At 64.1% G+C, this 14,538-nt stretch carries 14 protein-coding genes; 5 read left to right on the top strand and 9 right to left on the bottom strand.

Going from position 1 to position 14,538, the window contains the following annotated elements; translation table 11 throughout:
• Nucleotides 1–401: 401 nt before the first annotated feature.
• From GA0061098_RS31895 to GA0061098_RS31880, 4 genes are all read right to left on the bottom strand, one after another.
• Entirely contained in the window at nt 402–1,181 is a 780-nt protein-coding gene (locus GA0061098_RS31895) for a 2-keto-4-pentenoate hydratase (protein WP_091965433.1), read from the bottom strand.
• A 442-nt stretch (nt 1,182–1,623) separates the two neighbouring features.
• Nucleotides 1,624–2,424, bottom strand: a complete 801-nt coding sequence (locus tag GA0061098_RS31890) for a phytanoyl-CoA dioxygenase family protein (protein WP_091965432.1) — start codon at nt 2,422–2,424, stop codon at nt 1,624–1,626.
• 261 nt (nt 2,425–2,685) lie between these two features.
• Entirely contained in the window at nt 2,686–3,051 is a 366-nt protein-coding gene (gene dksA, locus GA0061098_RS31885) for an RNA polymerase-binding protein DksA (protein WP_008554760.1), read from the bottom strand.
• Between the two features lie 216 nt (nt 3,052–3,267).
• Nucleotides 3,268–3,879, bottom strand: coding sequence for an NAD(P)-dependent oxidoreductase (locus tag GA0061098_RS31880; RefSeq protein ID WP_091965431.1), 612 nt, complete (start codon nt 3,877–3,879; stop codon nt 3,268–3,270).
• A gap of 149 nt (nt 3,880–4,028) precedes the next feature.
• Between GA0061098_RS31880 and GA0061098_RS31875 the strand changes: the two genes are divergently transcribed.
• Nucleotides 4,029–4,400 (top strand): winged helix-turn-helix transcriptional regulator, encoded by a 372-nt coding sequence (locus tag GA0061098_RS31875; protein ID WP_091965430.1) that lies wholly within the window; start codon nt 4,029–4,031, stop codon nt 4,398–4,400.
• A 153-nt stretch (nt 4,401–4,553) separates the two neighbouring features.
• Here the strand turns inward: GA0061098_RS31875 and GA0061098_RS31870 are convergent, their stop codons facing one another.
• Nucleotides 4,554–4,967: a flagellar assembly protein FliX gene (locus GA0061098_RS31870; RefSeq protein ID WP_091965429.1), complete on the bottom strand. Its 414-nt coding sequence runs from the start codon at nt 4,965–4,967 to the stop codon at nt 4,554–4,556.
• 283 nt (nt 4,968–5,250) lie between these two features.
• Here GA0061098_RS31870 and GA0061098_RS31865 point away from each other — a divergent pair, with 283 nt between their 5' ends.
• The 4 genes from GA0061098_RS31865 to GA0061098_RS31850 all read left to right on the top strand — a co-directional run bounded on the left by GA0061098_RS31865 (nt 5,251) and on the right by GA0061098_RS31850 (nt 7,767).
• Nucleotides 5,251–6,375: a flagellar basal body P-ring protein FlgI gene (locus GA0061098_RS31865; protein ID WP_091965428.1), complete on the top strand. Its 1,125-nt coding sequence runs from the start codon at nt 5,251–5,253 to the stop codon at nt 6,373–6,375.
• On the top strand, nt 6,375–6,743 hold the full coding sequence (flgJ, locus tag GA0061098_RS31860) for a flagellar assembly peptidoglycan hydrolase FlgJ (RefSeq protein ID WP_165637728.1): 369 nt from the start codon (nt 6,375–6,377) through the stop codon (nt 6,741–6,743). Before GA0061098_RS31865 ends, flgJ begins: the two co-directional genes overlap by 1 nt.
• 11 nt (nt 6,744–6,754) lie before the next feature.
• On the top strand, nt 6,755–7,249 hold the full coding sequence (locus GA0061098_RS31855) for a hypothetical protein (protein ID WP_091965426.1): 495 nt from the start codon (nt 6,755–6,757) through the stop codon (nt 7,247–7,249).
• A gap of 158 nt (nt 7,250–7,407) precedes the next feature.
• Nucleotides 7,408–7,767: a hypothetical protein gene (locus GA0061098_RS31850; RefSeq protein ID WP_091965425.1), complete on the top strand. Its 360-nt coding sequence runs from the start codon at nt 7,408–7,410 to the stop codon at nt 7,765–7,767.
• 228 nt (nt 7,768–7,995) lie between these two features.
• Here the strand turns inward: GA0061098_RS31850 and flaF are convergent, their stop codons facing one another.
• The 4 genes from flaF to GA0061098_RS31830 form a co-directional block, all read right to left on the bottom strand.
• Entirely contained in the window at nt 7,996–8,364 is a 369-nt protein-coding gene (flaF, locus tag GA0061098_RS31845) for a flagellar biosynthesis regulator FlaF (RefSeq protein WP_008554779.1), read from the bottom strand.
• Between the two features lie 292 nt (nt 8,365–8,656).
• On the bottom strand, nt 8,657–10,945 hold the full coding sequence (locus GA0061098_RS31840) for a DUF1522 domain-containing protein (RefSeq protein ID WP_091965424.1): 2,289 nt from the start codon (nt 10,943–10,945) through the stop codon (nt 8,657–8,659).
• Between the two features lie 219 nt (nt 10,946–11,164).
• The gene (locus GA0061098_RS31835; RefSeq protein ID WP_091965423.1) at nt 11,165–13,444 is read right to left on the bottom strand and encodes a DUF1522 domain-containing protein; all 2,280 of its coding nucleotides are present in this window, start codon (nt 13,442–13,444) and stop codon (nt 11,165–11,167) included.
• 362 nt (nt 13,445–13,806) lie between these two features.
• A partial coding sequence (locus GA0061098_RS31830) for a flagellin (RefSeq protein ID WP_283808016.1) occupies nt 13,807–14,538 on the bottom strand: 732 nt, incomplete at its 5' end.

Genomic DNA, 14,538 nt, shown 5'->3' with positions numbered 1-14,538 from the left:
AAGCGCAGGTTGAATGGGACGGGGCTCATAGACCCGATCGCCGGCGGGCGCAAGATGTCTCTGTCGGATGGAGTCAGAAACTGCACATCACGATAGAGGCTCGCGACATTTTGGCAACGCTGTCGCCGCATGCCGTCCTTGCGAGCGGCTTGTCCGCCAAAGCTCAAAGAGCGAAGACGGAAGCGAAGCAATCCAGACTGTCACCGCGGAAAGATTCTGGATTGCTTCGCTTCGCTCGCAATGACGTGGATGAGGGTACAGCATTCAAGCCACCCCCTCTGTCATCGTCCGCGAAGGCGGACGATCCAGTACTCCGAGATATTCGTGATTGTACTGGTGCAGCGCGGCGTACTGGATTCCCCGCCTTCGCGGGGAATGACTGCGGGGACTACCGGTGCCTCTCAGGTAAACTTCACCTCCACCGTCCCCAGCCCGTCCAGTTCCATCCGCACCTTGTCGCCGGCCTTCAGCCACAGCGTCTTGACCAGGCTGCCGGTGAGCACGAGCTGTCCCGCGTGAAGACTCTTGCCTTCGGCGGCGAGATGGTTGGCGAGCCAGGCGAGCGCGTTGTGGGGATGACCGAGCACGTCGGCGCCGGTGCCGTGGCTGACCTCCTCGCCGTTGAGGATGGCGCGGCCCTTGACCGCCTTCAGGTCCGGCACCGACGAGCGCGGAACCGCCGGAGCCAGCACGCAGCCGGCTGCGAAGAAATCGTCGGCGATCAGCATCGGGGCACCCATCGCCTCCCACTTCACGTAGCGGTCGTCAACGATCTCGATCGCGGGATGATAGGCCTCGACCGCCTCGCCGACCCATTCGGCCGTGAACGGCGCCTCGCCGGCGGCCAAGTCGCGCTTCAGCCGCACCGCGATCTCGCATTCGACCCCGACCCGGACATAGTTGGAGGCGGCGAGCTTGGCGCCGGTGTCGTGCACTCCCTTCTGGAACACGCCGCCGCCGCAGGGATGCGGGATGCCGATATAGTCCTGCATCACCTGGCTGGTGCAGCCGATCTTGTACCCGACCAGCGGCCCGAGATGCGGCAGCAGCACATCGTGCACCGCACGCTGGACCTGGTAGCCCTCGGCCTCATCAATGGGGGGACGCTCCAGCGCCGCGAGCGGCGCATGATTGCGACGCGCCAGCGCGATCGCCTTTGCGGATTCGAGAATCTTATCCATCGGCGCCGCCTCCCACGCTACGCAACATTGCGGCTCAGTTCAGCATCCCCGTCCGCGCCTGACAAGCGCTGGTCGGCGCTCGGCCAGGCCGAATACGGGGGGCTCCCGCCGCTTAAGGAAATATTGAGTTGGTCCGGTCTTTATGGAGCCACGCGCCAGGCCCACCCCGCCCCGCGCGGAACGAGACCCTGATTGCAGCGATGCGTGAAGCCGCTGCGCCGCCGTCTCAAGATGCCGGTCGATCTCCTTGATGCGACTCGCAAAACTTCCCGCACCTGAAGTGAAGGCTTTTTCTCATGCGAACTCACGTGAGCATGCAGGATTCGACTCTAGCCCATTGATCGCGATTCATTTTTCGCGATCCCGGCAATTGGCATCGGACGACAGCGGCGTTGTGGCGCAGGAACCCGCCACAACGCCGCGTGCAGTGACTTCGCTTCCGTCAAATGCGTCCAAGCGCGAGGCGGATGGCGACCTCGACCGGCGAGTAGTCGCCCTCGCTCCGCTCCAGCCGGTACGGCTCGGCGAGATGCAGCGGTGGTTGCGCCAGGAAGCGCGGTCGCGTTCCCCGATGCTTCTGCGCGGCATGAACCAGGAAGGGATGACAGAGATAGACCGTGCCGGCCGCACCCGTCGCGAGCGCCACCGGACAATCGGCCCCCATCTGCTCCAGCATCATGTGCGCCCGCCCCGCATCGCCGGCTGGCGCCAGGTAGCGCGCCATCGGCAGATGCGAGCCGACCCGGATCCGCGTCGGCGCATCGTCGTCACCGACATCGGAGAACAGGAACAGCAGCAGCAGCGCCCGCCCCCGCGAGGTGATGTTGACGCGCCAGGCCGAGAAATCCTGCATCTCGTTCGGGTTGCTGGCCTCGCCGGGAAAGCTGAGATCGACATGCCAGCCGTCGTCGCCCGGATCGTCCGGATGCGGAAACCGCACCGGAAAGGTGCCGATGTCGCCTCGCGGCCGCCATCGCCCCTGCCCGACGATCTGGTCGAAGGCGGCATGGAGCACGGCGGTGTTGATGGCATCCCGGAACGGCGGACCGCCATAATAGGGCAGCCGCACCACGGGCCGGGTCCAGCTCGCGGGGTCGTGCTCGCTGCATGGCAGATCGCGCCAGATGATGGCGCGGGCGGCCTCGGCGAGCTCACGAGGGAAAGCATTGTCGATCCGGACAAAGCCGTCGCGGATGAATTGGGCTATTTGCGCGTCGTCGAACGCGCGCGGATTGGCAGTCATGATGATCTCTCAAAGGCTCGCCAGCCCTCATCGTCCGCTCACTGCGGAACCGGCTGGCTCAATCGGTTGGGAAACCGCAAGTCGAACTTGCGGGACGCAATGCCTCCGCGGCGGAGGCGCCTGCGCTCAGCCCAGGAAGAAGACCGATGCGATGTTGAGAGTGCAAATCATCATGACGGCGCGAATCTACGCGCCGGACCAGCGGCGTTCAAGCGACGCCGTGAGCCAAAAACAAAAGAGCCGCACGCGGCGGCTCGGGCTCTATTCGTCGCGATAGACCTTCTCGCGCTTCTCGTGGCGCTCCTGCGCCTCCACGGAGAGCGTCGCGATGGGCCGGGCCTCGAGCCGCTTCAAAGAAATTGGCTCGCCGGTGTCCTCGCAATAGCCGTAGGTGTTGTCCTCGATCCGCTGGAGCGCGGCGTCGATCTTGGCGATCAACTTGCGCTGGCGGTCGCGGGCACGGAGCTCGATGGCACGGTCGGTTTCGGACGATGCCCGATCGGCGAGATCGGGGTGGTTCACGTTCTCCTCCTGCAGGGCTTGCAGGGTGAGCTTGGACTCTTTGAGGATCTCATCCTTCCAGGCGAGGAGCTTCAAACGGAAGTACTCCTTCTGCCGGTCGTTCATGAAAGGCTCTTTTTCGGTCGGTCGGTAGTTTTTCAACTTTTCCAAGGGCGGCCTATCTGTCTAAGCAACGACTCGCGCAACGGAACGAAGTCCGCTGAGCGGGGCCTTATATAGCGGCCACCTGTGACAGACAATATTTCCCTCACCGTCCGATCGGCGCCCCCAAGCCCTTGCACAGGAAGGTTTATCCTGGAGGGCCCGGGAGCGGCCGAAAGCCTAGTAACCGACCGTGAAACGCTGCCGCAGATGGGCCGGCCGCTCGATCTCGTCGGCGAGCGCAATGGCGTAGTCGGCGAAGCTGATCCAGCTCTTGCCGTTCGCATCTGCGAGAAGCTGGTCGGTACCCAGGCGGAACTTGCCCGTGCGTTCCCCCTCGACGAACAGGGCCGACGGCGAAATGAAGGTCCAGTTCAGCTCCTTTTCCTGCCGCAGCAGGTCGAGGAAGACCGAGCCCGCCTCCGCTTCCGCCTTGTATTGGGCCGGAAAATTGGGAGTCGTGACCAGTTTCACGCCCGGTGCGACCTCGAGGCTGCCGGCGCCGCCGACGACGAGGTAACGACCAACCCTGGCGTCCTTCGCCGCGCCGATCAGCTTCCGCGCATCGCTGGCCAGGAAGTGCACGGAACTCACGGCGACGTCGTGCCCGGCCCACAGCTTGGCAAGCCCCGCCTGGTCGAGCACGTCCCCCTTGGTCGGCGTGACGTTCGGCAGGGCCGCGATCTTCTCGGGGTTCCGGGCGATGGCCGTGACCGCATGGCCGCGGCGGGACAGTTCCTTGGTGATTTCCGACCCGGCCCGACCCGAGGCGCCGGCAACTGCGATTTTCATGGAAGGCTCCTTTGCTTCTATGGTAACTAACAGTGACTAGATATCGCAAAGAATGCTGGTGTTAAGAGAGCACTTTGTGCTTACCTGATTACGCAAGGGTAACCGCCACGCGCACCGCGAGCGACGAAAACGGATTTCGAGGACCGACGATGAAACCCGACGTTTATGCAGCGAACTGCCCCACCCGCCAGATTCTCGATCGCATCGGCGACAAATGGGCGGTGCTTATCCTGCTGCTGCTGCGCGAGGAGCCGATGCGCTTCAATCAGTTGCGCCGCACGATCGAAGGAATTTCGCAGAAGATGCTGAGCCAGGTTCTCAAATCGCTCGAACGCGACGGGCTGATCAGGCGCCATGCCATCGCGACCGTTCCCGTCACGGTGGAGTATTCGATCACGCAGCTCGGGCTGACGCTCGCCGGCGCAGTCGATCCGCTGCGCGATTGGGCCGAGCAGAATCTGAAAGACGTTCTCGCCGCCCAGCGCCGCTACGACACGCAGCAGAAGGAGGAAGCGGCGTAGGCGCGCGCGGGAGCGCACTCCGCACCCCAAACCTCCGCTGTCATGCCCCGGCTTGACCGGGGCATCCAGTACGCCGCGGCTTCTCGACTCTACAATGACTGTCTCTGGAATACTGGGTCGCCCGGTCAAGCCGGGCGACGACAGCCTGTCTGATTAAGCCCGTCCGGCCTTGGCGAGCTCGACCTCGACGCGCAGCTCGATCTCGGAGAGCACTGCATCGAGACCGGGATCGCCGGAGGATGATTTCAGGTTCGCCGCAGCATCGCGCAGGCGCATCACGGTCGAGGCGTCGAGATTGCCGGCCAACAGCCCCATCTTGAGATCGTCGAGCACGTCGAGCGCGGTCCTGCCGCGGACGACCGAGCGCTTGCGGCGCTCGACCGGGTCCTCCTCGACGCCTTGCAGCGCCAGCAGCCCGTCGATGTTGGTGGCGGCCTTTGGTGCGGCAGCGCTCCGGGTCTCCTGCGCCGACGAGGTGTCGGGCAGCACGAAGGTGCCGGAGCCGGTCCGCCTGGCCTGGCTGGCCGGCGTTCCAAGCGTCGTGCCGTTCGGTCCGTAGATGCGCATCGGAAGGAATCCGGGTGATCACTGCCGTCACCTTCGCCGTCTTATGGTTAACGGCGCGTAAACGGCCCGGCAAAATCTGCCGACAGGCGGCAGTTTCGCTCCTCAGGGACAACGCCCGCTGACACCGCTCGAAACAGATTTATTCAACCTATTCAGCGGCCTATCCACGCCGCCCGGGTTGGCACAGCCCTCGCAAGGACAGCGCCGGACCAGCTCGTCATGGGAGTGTCGTGCAGGTCCTTCCGATTTGAGGAGCCTTTTGAGGATCCTTGGGGAGCAGAGGATGCCAAGCGTTCGTTGGGTGAGGATTGTTGGGGTGGCCTGCGCGGCGCTGTCGGCGCTGATGCTGTCGCTCGCGCCGGCGGCTGCGACCTCGCGCATCAAGGACCTCGCCAATATCGAAGGCGTGCGGCAGAATCAGCTCATCGGTTACGGTCTCGTCGTCGGCCTCAACGGCACCGGCGACACGCTCAACAACATCCCCTTCACCAAGCAGTCGCTGCAGGCGATGCTCGAGCGCATGGGCGTCAACATCCGCGGCGCCACCATCCGCACCGGCAACGTCGCAGCCGTGATGGTCACCGGCAATCTGCCGGCCTTCGCCACCCAGGGCACGCGCATGGACGTCACCGTCTCTGCGCTCGGCGATGCCAAGAACCTCCAGGGCGGCACCCTGCTCGTCACCCCCCTGTTAGGTGCCGACGGCAATGTCTACGCGGTGGCGCAGGGCTCGCTCGCGATATCCGGCTTCCAGGCCGAGGGCGAGGCGGCCAAGATCGTGCGCGGCGTTCCGACCGTGGGACGCATCGCCAACGGCGCCATCATCGAACGCGAGATCGAGTTCGCGCTCAATCGGCTGCCGAACGTGCGCCTGGCGCTGCGCAACGCCGATTTCACCACCGCCAAACGGATCGCGGCCGCGGTCAACGACTATCTCGGCGTCAAGACCGCCGAGCCGATCGATCCCTCGACGGTGCAGCTTTCGGTCCCGCCCGAGTTCAAGGGCAACGTCGTCGCCTTTCTCACCGAGATCGAGCAGCTCCAGGTCGACCCGGATCTCGCCGCCAAGATCATCATCGACGAACGCAGCGGCATCATCGTGATGGGGCGCGACGTCCGCGTCGCCACCGTCGCGGTCGCGCAGGGCAACCTCACCGTCACCATCTCCGAGAGCCCGCAGGTGAGCCAGCCCAACCCGCTGTCGCGCGGCCGCACCGTGGTCGCGCCGCGCAGCAGCGTCACCGTCACGGAGGACGGCAAGAAGCTGGCCGTCGTCAAGGACGGCGTCTCGCTCCAGCAGCTCGTCGACGGCCTCAACGGCCTCGGCATCGGTCCGCGCGACATGATCAGCATCCTCCAGGCAATCAAGGCCGCCGGTGCGATCGAAGCCGACATCGAGGTGATGTGATGCAGACCAGCACGATCAACATCCCTCGCCTCGCCACCTCCTCGGCTTTCTCGGTCGAGAGCCGCAACGGCCGGCCCGATTTCGAGCTCGCTGCGGCGCTACAAAAGGTCTCGCCGAAGCAGCAGGCCAGGGCGCAGAAGACCGCCACCGACTTCGAGGCGATGTTCCTCAACAGCATGTTCTCGCAGATGACCTCGGGCCTGAAGGGCGAAGGCCCGTTCGGCGACACGCCCGGCACCGGCGTGTGGCGCTCGATGCTGACCGAGCAATATTCCAAGAACTTCGCCAAGGCCGGCGGCGTCGGCGTCGCCACCGAAGTCTACCGCACCCTCATCATGCAGCAGGCGAAAACGATCCGCACGGCATAAGGTCAAACGAGATGAACCATTTCAACGCCTCACGTCAGCCGATGCAACAGCGCCCGAACACCGCGCCCGGCAGCACCGAGGCGCGCAAGCTCGCAGAAGACCTGATGGACGCGATGAGCGCCCTGCTCGGACTGATCGAGCGCGAGACCGAGCTCGTTCGCGCCGGCAAGGTCCGCGAGGCGATGACGCTCGAGAGCAAGAAGCAGGAGCTGTCGCGAAACTATGTCGGCGCCGTCAGCCAGTTAAAAGCGAACCAGGCGCAGCTCGCGAAGTCCGCGCCGGAGCTGCTCTCGACGCTGCATCGCCACCACGATGCCTTCCGCGCGATGCTCCAGGTCAATCTCACCGTGCTCGCGACCGCGCACGCGGTCTCCGAAAGCGTCGTGCGCGGCGTCAATGCCGAGATCCAGAAGCGCAACGTGCCGAACACCTATACGGCCGCAGGTCGCCGCGCAGCTCCGGGTCCGCGTCACATCACACCGCTCGCGGTCAGCCGCTCGCTCTGAGCGCACACAAAACAAGCGACAATTTTACGAAAATCCGCGCGGCGAAATCGTCGCGCGGTTAGTCACGTTTCCTTACCGGGTCTTCAGTCCTGGTGTTCCATGGTTGCGTTATTAGAGGGGTTGGGATTTGACTCACGTTAGGCAACCAGGAGGCTGCCATGAGTACAGATTTCAGCATCAGGCCGGTGGGGATCCCGGCACCCGTGCAGATCGTAACGACGTCCAATGCGGCGGCGAACGAGGCTGTGCAAACCGATCTTCCGGTGAACCAGACGGTCGCCGCGGCGGATACGAGCGCGCCCGTGCGCAACGATCTGCCGAACCACGAGAACGTCTCGCGCCAGGTCGTATTCGACCAGGCGGCCGCATCCTTCGTCTTTCAAGTCGTCAACGACAGGACCGACGCGGTGGTGAACCAGTTCCCCGACGAAGCGATGCTGCGCCGGCGGGCCTATTTCCATGCAATGGACATGAAGTCCGAGCCCTCGCGTCCGCTCAGCACCGACGTCAGCGCCTGACGATCGCGTATTGAGCGTGGCGGGATCGGCGACGATGTTCCTGGTCTGCGCCTGACCGGCGCGTGAGCGTCGTATTGCCGAAGCGAAGCGACGGGGCGTTGATCAGCACCTGCTCACATTGTGAGATGCCGCCGCTGTGACGGCGGCTGGCCCGAGGCACTCGCTAGAACGTTCGATCTATGCGCGGGCGCGAAAGATGCTCGCGACGCCGACCATCACGAGTCCTCGTCACGGCCGTCCGGACAGGCCCGCAGCGATATTGCGGTTGATCTCGATCAGCGGACGGAAGTGATCGAACTGCGGGCTCATCTGCAGCGCGGCGGTCTGGCTCAGCACGAACACGCTGATGTTGGCGATCTTCTGCCGGACGTCGATCGGCTGCGGATTGTTGTCGCGCATCGCCTCGCTCAGGAAGATGGTCCAGAGCTTGCGGTTGAACATCAGCGCCTGCATGGTCTGCTCGCTGAGCGGATCGGCGTTGTTCACCGCATCCTGGAGCTTGTTCGCGGCCTTGAGCAGGGTCTGCGCCTCGATGTCGCGAGGAGATGCAGTGGTCGTTGCAACGCGCGCGTAAGCCGAGGCAGCGGAGTTCGACATCAATCACACCCTGGAGGTTACCTAGCGCGTTGGACGCGCTTAAGGATTTCTTTCCCAACCCTAGGCAGCACCGCTTAAGATTTGCTTACATGTGTGCTTGGAAGCACTCCGGATAATTACGGGTCGCGGAGCTCTTCGTCAGCGCAACGCTAGATCCACGCACGCACGATGTAAACTCGCTCGCGTGATGCGTGTCGATCTCAGCTAATCTTGTCTTAGCGATCTCCCTCAAAAGAACGGCGGAGCGTTAGCCCCGCCGCGATATATCGTGTGGCGATCTTGCGCTGCGAGATTAGCGGAGCAGCTGCAGCACGCTCTGTTGCGACTGGTTGGCCAGCGACAGCGCGGACACCGCGATCGACTGGCGGGTCGACAGCGCCTGGCTGTTGGCCGCTTCCTCGTTGGTGTCGGCGAGCGTCAGGTTGGACGAGCCGGTCTGCAACACGTTGATCAGGTTCTTGGAGAAGTCCTGACGCACCTGCACGATCGAGAGGTTCGAACCGAGCGAGGATCCTTCCGAGCGCAGCCTGCTCGAGGCGGCATTCAGGCTGGCCAGCACCTTGTTGGTGGCACCGTTGTCGATGAAGTCCGTGCCGGGAACGAGATTGCTGAGGCCGAGGCCGGCCGCGTTGAACACGACGCCGTTGATGCCGAGCGTGGAGCTGCCGGTTTCGTTGAAGACCAGCTTCAGCGTGTCGCCGTTGAGCAGGTTGATGCCGTTGAAGGACGAGTCCTGCGACGTCGTGTCGATCTGCGCCAGGATGTTGTTGAACTGGCTGACCAGGCTCGAACGCGCCGTCTGCGCGACGGGATCCTGAACCGGCGGCTGCGCGGTGGTGAAGGCGAGCACGCCGGTGAGCGTACCACCGACCGCGCCGCCCGCCGCAGTCGAGCCAAGGGTCGAGGAGGCGTATTCGTTGACGGTGGTGACCGTCAGCACGCCGTTGGCGTCGATCGTCGCCGTCAGGTGGTTGGCCTGAAGCTGCACATTGAGCTGGTCGAGCGTCTTGACGGTGCCGTTGGTGCCGTCGCCGAAGGTGACGTTCACCGGCGTACCGCCGTTGAAGGAGGAGAAGGTCAGAGTCTTGCCGCTGACACCGCCAACACCGGAGGTTCGCGCCGCGGTGAAGGCGGTGGCCGTTCCCGTATTGCCGCTGAGGCCGAACGCGCTGAGCGCGTTGCCCGTGCCGGTGATCGAGAGATCGGCGTTGATGCCGGTGGAGAGCGCAAGCTGACCGCTGCTGTTGACCGACGACGGGATCTGGCCCGCGGTGGTCGACAGCGCCGCCGCGCCGTTGAAGATGCTCGCGGTCTTGACGCCAGTGGCGAGGTCGACCGCGTTGAGCAGGTCAGTCAGCGTCGCGCTCTGGATATAGACCGTCGAGTTGCCGTTGCCGTCGGTGACGATGTTGCCGCTGACGCCACCCGACGTGACGCTCGCCGCCGATTGCGGCGTCTGCGCGTTCTTGAAGGTGATGGTGTGACCGTCGATGTTCAGGGTCGAGCCGTCCTGAACGAGAGAACCGAGCGAGCCGGCGGTCGTCGACCGGTTCGCGGTCACGGCGGCATTGCCTGCGCCGGTCGCCGCGGTCAGACCGAGCTTGTTGAGGAAGTCAGCCTTGCCCGTCACGCTCAGATCGGCGCCGGTCGAGCTCTTCAGCGTGACCTGGCCGCCGGTGATGGACGATGCCACCTGAAGCGTACCGACGGGACCCGCCGAACCGCTGACCGCGATGGTCGCCGCGCTCGCGCTGATCGTGGCGGTCTTGACGCCGCTGGCGAGGTCGATCGCGGTGAGGACGTCGTTAACGGTCGCCCCGGGCGCAGCCGCCGTTCCTTCATAGACGATCGAATTGCCGTTGCCGTCGGTGGCAATGTGTCCGCTGGCATCAAGGCCCCAGCCGGTCGGTTGCGTGCTCGGAGCGATGCCGGTGCGGAAGGTGATGGTCTTGCCGTTCACCGTGATGGTGTCGCCATCCGCAGGCGCACTCCCGAATGTGGTGGATGCGGTGGTGCCGACCAGTGTGGCGGTGCCGGAGAGTGCGGTGGTGCCGTCGGCGGCAAGCGCTGCCGTGCCGGTAAAGGTGCCGGCGCTCGAGCCGAGCGACGCGCCGAGCGCCGCAGTCCCGGTGACCGGGGTCGTGCCACCGGCTGCACCGGTATAGAGCACGTTGCTCTTGGCGGTCGCACTCGCATAGGAGGTCGTGCCGCGCAGGTCGGCGGGCGTTGCGCCGGGAATGGTGGTGGAGACGTTGGATTTGGTGGAATAGCCGACCGTGGTCTGCAGCGCCTGGTTGGCGATCGACTTGGCGCTGTCGATCAGCTTTTGCAGCGAGGTGATGCCGGTATTGGCGGCCTGCAGCACCTGGACACCGTTGTTGATGCCATCGAGCAGGTTGCTGATGTCGCTCGCCCGGTTGTCCAACCCCTGCGCCGTGAAGAAGTTGGTGGGATTGTCGAGCGCGGTATTGACCTTCTTGCCGGTCGACAGCCGCTCCTGCGTCGTGGCCAGCAAGTCGGCCGTCGACTGCAGCGACAACAGGTTCTGGCGAACGGACGCCGAGAGAACGATGTTGGACATTGGCGAGTCTTCCTCTTGAACCGGATACGAATCGGCCGCGCGGTCTCGAAAGCGGGCTTTTGTCCAGTTTTAGGAGGTGTCCTTTAAAGTATGGTTAACGCCGGTTTAATCGATAGGGTTAACCGCCGGTGAACGCCCCTGCCCGCCTCCGGACGCAAAAAAGAGCGGCGGGGCAAATGACCCCGCCGCTCGGTTTTATTTAGTAATTTCAGCCGCTTATTAGCGAAGCAGCTGGAGCACGCTCTGCTGCGAGGTGTTGGCCAGCGACAGCGCGGAGACCGCGATGGACTGGCGGGTCGACAGCGCTTGGCTGTTGGCCGCCTCGACGTTGGTGTCGGCCAGGGTCAGGTTGGACGAGCCGGTTTGCAGCACGTTGATCAGGTTCTTGTTGAAGTCCTGACGGATCTGCACGACCGAGAGGTTCGAACCGAGGCTCGAGGCTTCCGAGCGCAGCGTGCTCGACGCCGCGTTCAGATTGGTCAGCACCCTGTTGGCGGCGGCGTTGTCGATGAAGTCGACGCCGACGGTCAGGGCAGCGAGACCAAGACCCTTGGAGTTGTAGGTCACGCCGGTGATGTTCAGGCTCGACTTGCCGGTCTCGTCGAACACCAGCTTGAGCTGGTCGCCGTTCAAGAGGTTGACGCCGTTGAACGAGGAGTCCTGCGAGGTCGTGTCGATCTGGTTCAGGATGTTGTTGTACTGAGCCACCAGGTTCGCACGGGCCGTCTGGGCAACGCCATCCTGGACGGGGGTGGAAGCCGTCGAGAACGTGAGCGCCGAAGTCAGCGTGCCGCCGATCGCACCGCCGGCGGTCGTCGAGCCGAGCGTCGAAGACGCGTAGTCGTTGGACGCGGTGATGGTCAGCAAGCCGTTGGCGTCGATCGTCGCCGCGAGGTTGTTTGCGGTGAGCTTCGTGTTGAGTTGGTCGAGCGTCTTGACCGTGCCGTTGGTGCCGTCGCCGAAGGTGACGTTGACCGCCGTGCCGCCGTTGAAGGAGGAGAAGGTCAAGGTCTTGCCGGCAATGCCGCCGATGCCGGAGGTGCGGGCGGCGGAGAATGCCGTTGCGTTGCCGGTGTTGCCCGCGAGGCCGAACACGTTGAGCGCGTTGCCGGTGCCGGTGATCGACAGATCGGCATTGACGCCGGTCGAGATCTTGAGCTGACCCGAGGCGTTGATCGACGAGTTGGTCTGGCCGGTGGCGGTCGCAAGCGTCGCGGTGCCGTTGGCGTTGACCGTCGCGGTCTGCACGCCGGTGGCAAGGTCGATCGCCTTCAGCACGTCGTTGATCGTGCCGCCCTGGAGGTAGACCGTCGAGTTGCCGGCGCCGTCCGTGAGAACGTTGCCGCTCGCACCGAAGCCGCTCGCAACGCTCGGAGCACCGGTCGAACCCGGGATCGGCGCGTTCTTGAAGGTGATGACGTGACCGTCGACGTTCAGCGTCGAACCATCCGCGATGGTCGCACCCAGTGAGCCCGCGGTCGTAGTCCGGTTGACGTTCAAGCTGGCATTGCCTGCACCCGAAGACGAGGTCAGACCGAGCGCCTTGAGCAGGTCGGCCTTGCCGGTAACGCTCAGATCCGCACCCGTCGAGCTCTTCAGCGTGACGGCACCCGCACCAACGCTCGAAGCGGTCTGGTTGAAGCTGGTGGCGAGCGTCGCAGCACCGGCAGTGATGGATGCCGTCTTGACTCCGCTGGCGAGATCGACCGCGGTCAACAGATCGCTGACGGTCGCAGCCGGAGTGCCTGCGGTACCGAGATAGACCGTGGTGTTGCCGTTGCCGTCGGTGACGAGATTGCCGCTGACGCCCGAACCGGACGCAACCGCAGTCGACGCTGGAGCAGAGCCCGAGCGGAAGGTGATGGTCTTGCCGTTCACGGTCAGCGTGTCGCCGTCGGCGGGCTGGGCGTTGCCGAGCAGGCCGGTGGCGGTCGTGCCGTTGGTCGCAATCAGGGTGATGGCGCCGGTCAGGGCCGTGGTGCCATCGCCGGCCGTTCCGGCGGTGCCCGTGAAGGTGCCGATGGTGGCGCCGAGCGTCGTGGTGCCGTTCGCCGCCGTGGTGCCGCCGGCCGTGCCGTTATACAGCACGTTGCTGCTCGCGGTCGCGCTGGCGAAGCTGGTCGTGCCGCGCAGGTCGGCCGCCGTCGCACCGGCGATCGTGGTGGAGACGTTGGACTTGGTGGAGTAACCGACCGTGGTCTGCAGCGCCTGGTTGGCGATCGACTTGGCGCTGTCGATCAGCTTCTGCAGCGAGGTCAGGCCGGTGTTGGCCGCCTGCAGCACCTGCACGCCGTTGGCGATGCCATCGAGCAGGTTGTTGATGTCGCTGGCGCGGTTGTCGAGCGACTGTGCGGTGAAGAAGTTGGTGGGATTGTCCAGGGCCGAGTTGACGCTCTTGCCGGTCGACAGACGGCTCTGTGTGGTGGCGAGAAGATCAGCGGTGGACTGGAGGGAGAGCAGGTTCTGACGAACCGACGAAGAGAGGACGATACCGGACATTGAGTGTTACCCTTCTGGTACGCAACGCAACAAACAAACTTCGATTAGGATTAATCGATGCCGGGACGGTGAACGCAGACGGCTAACAAAGCATGAAGCGTGTCGCGGCAGTCCTTGCCCGGATTCACCATATCCGCGTTCGGAGCAAGAGCGTGCTCGGTCATATCGTCATGATTGCATGATGGTTTTTGGTGAAGCGGCGAGGCATTTGCGACTTGTCAACCATAACTCAGAGTGAGCAATTGGCTGCATCCGAACGCATCCTCTCCACCTCGCCGAAAGGCACTTGGATGCCGGTACAAAAAGAAAGCGGCGGGGCCGAAGCCCCGCCGCCGTAGTCGTCTTGCGATGTCGTCCGCTTGTTAGCGGAGCAGCTGCAGCACGCTCTGCTGCGACTGGTTGGCCAGCGAGAGCGCGGAGACCGCGATCGACTGGCGGGTCGACAGCGCCTGGCTGTTGGCCGCTTCGGTGTTGGTGTCGGCCAGGGTCAGGTTGGACGAACCGGTCTGCAGCACGTTGATCAGGCTCTTGTTGAAGTCCTGACGAACCTGCACCACCGAGAGGTTCGAGCCGAGGCTCGAAGCTTCCGAGCGCAGCGTGCTCGACGCCGCGTTCAGGTTGGACAGCACCTTGTTGGTCGCGGAGTTGTCGATGAAGTCGACACCGCTGGTCAACGCAGCAAGGCCCAGACCCTTGGAGTTGTAGGTCACGCCCGTGATGCTGAGGTTCGACTTGCCGGTTTCGTCGAACACCAGCTTGAGCTGGTCACCGTTCAAGAGGTTGACACCGTTGAACGAGGAGTCCTGCGAGGTCGTGTCGATCTGGTTCAGGATGTTGTTGTACTGAGACACCAGATTGGCACGCGCCGTCTGAGCAACCGTATCCTGGACGGGGGTGGAAGCCGTCGAGAACGTCAGCGACGAAGTCAGCGTACCGCCGATCGCACCACCTGCGGCGCTCGAACCGATGGTCGAGGACGCGTAGTCGTTGGTGGTCGAGACCGTCAGCAGGCCGTTGGCGTCGATCGTCGCCGTCAGGTTGTTGGCCTGAAGCTTGGTGTTGAGCTGATCGAGCGTCTTGACCGTGCCGTTGGT

It is taken from the genome of Bradyrhizobium shewense (assembly GCF_900094605.1).
Lineage (GTDB): Bacteria > Pseudomonadota > Alphaproteobacteria > Rhizobiales > Xanthobacteraceae > Bradyrhizobium > Bradyrhizobium shewense.
This window is presented reverse-complemented; position numbering and strand designations above follow the sequence as displayed.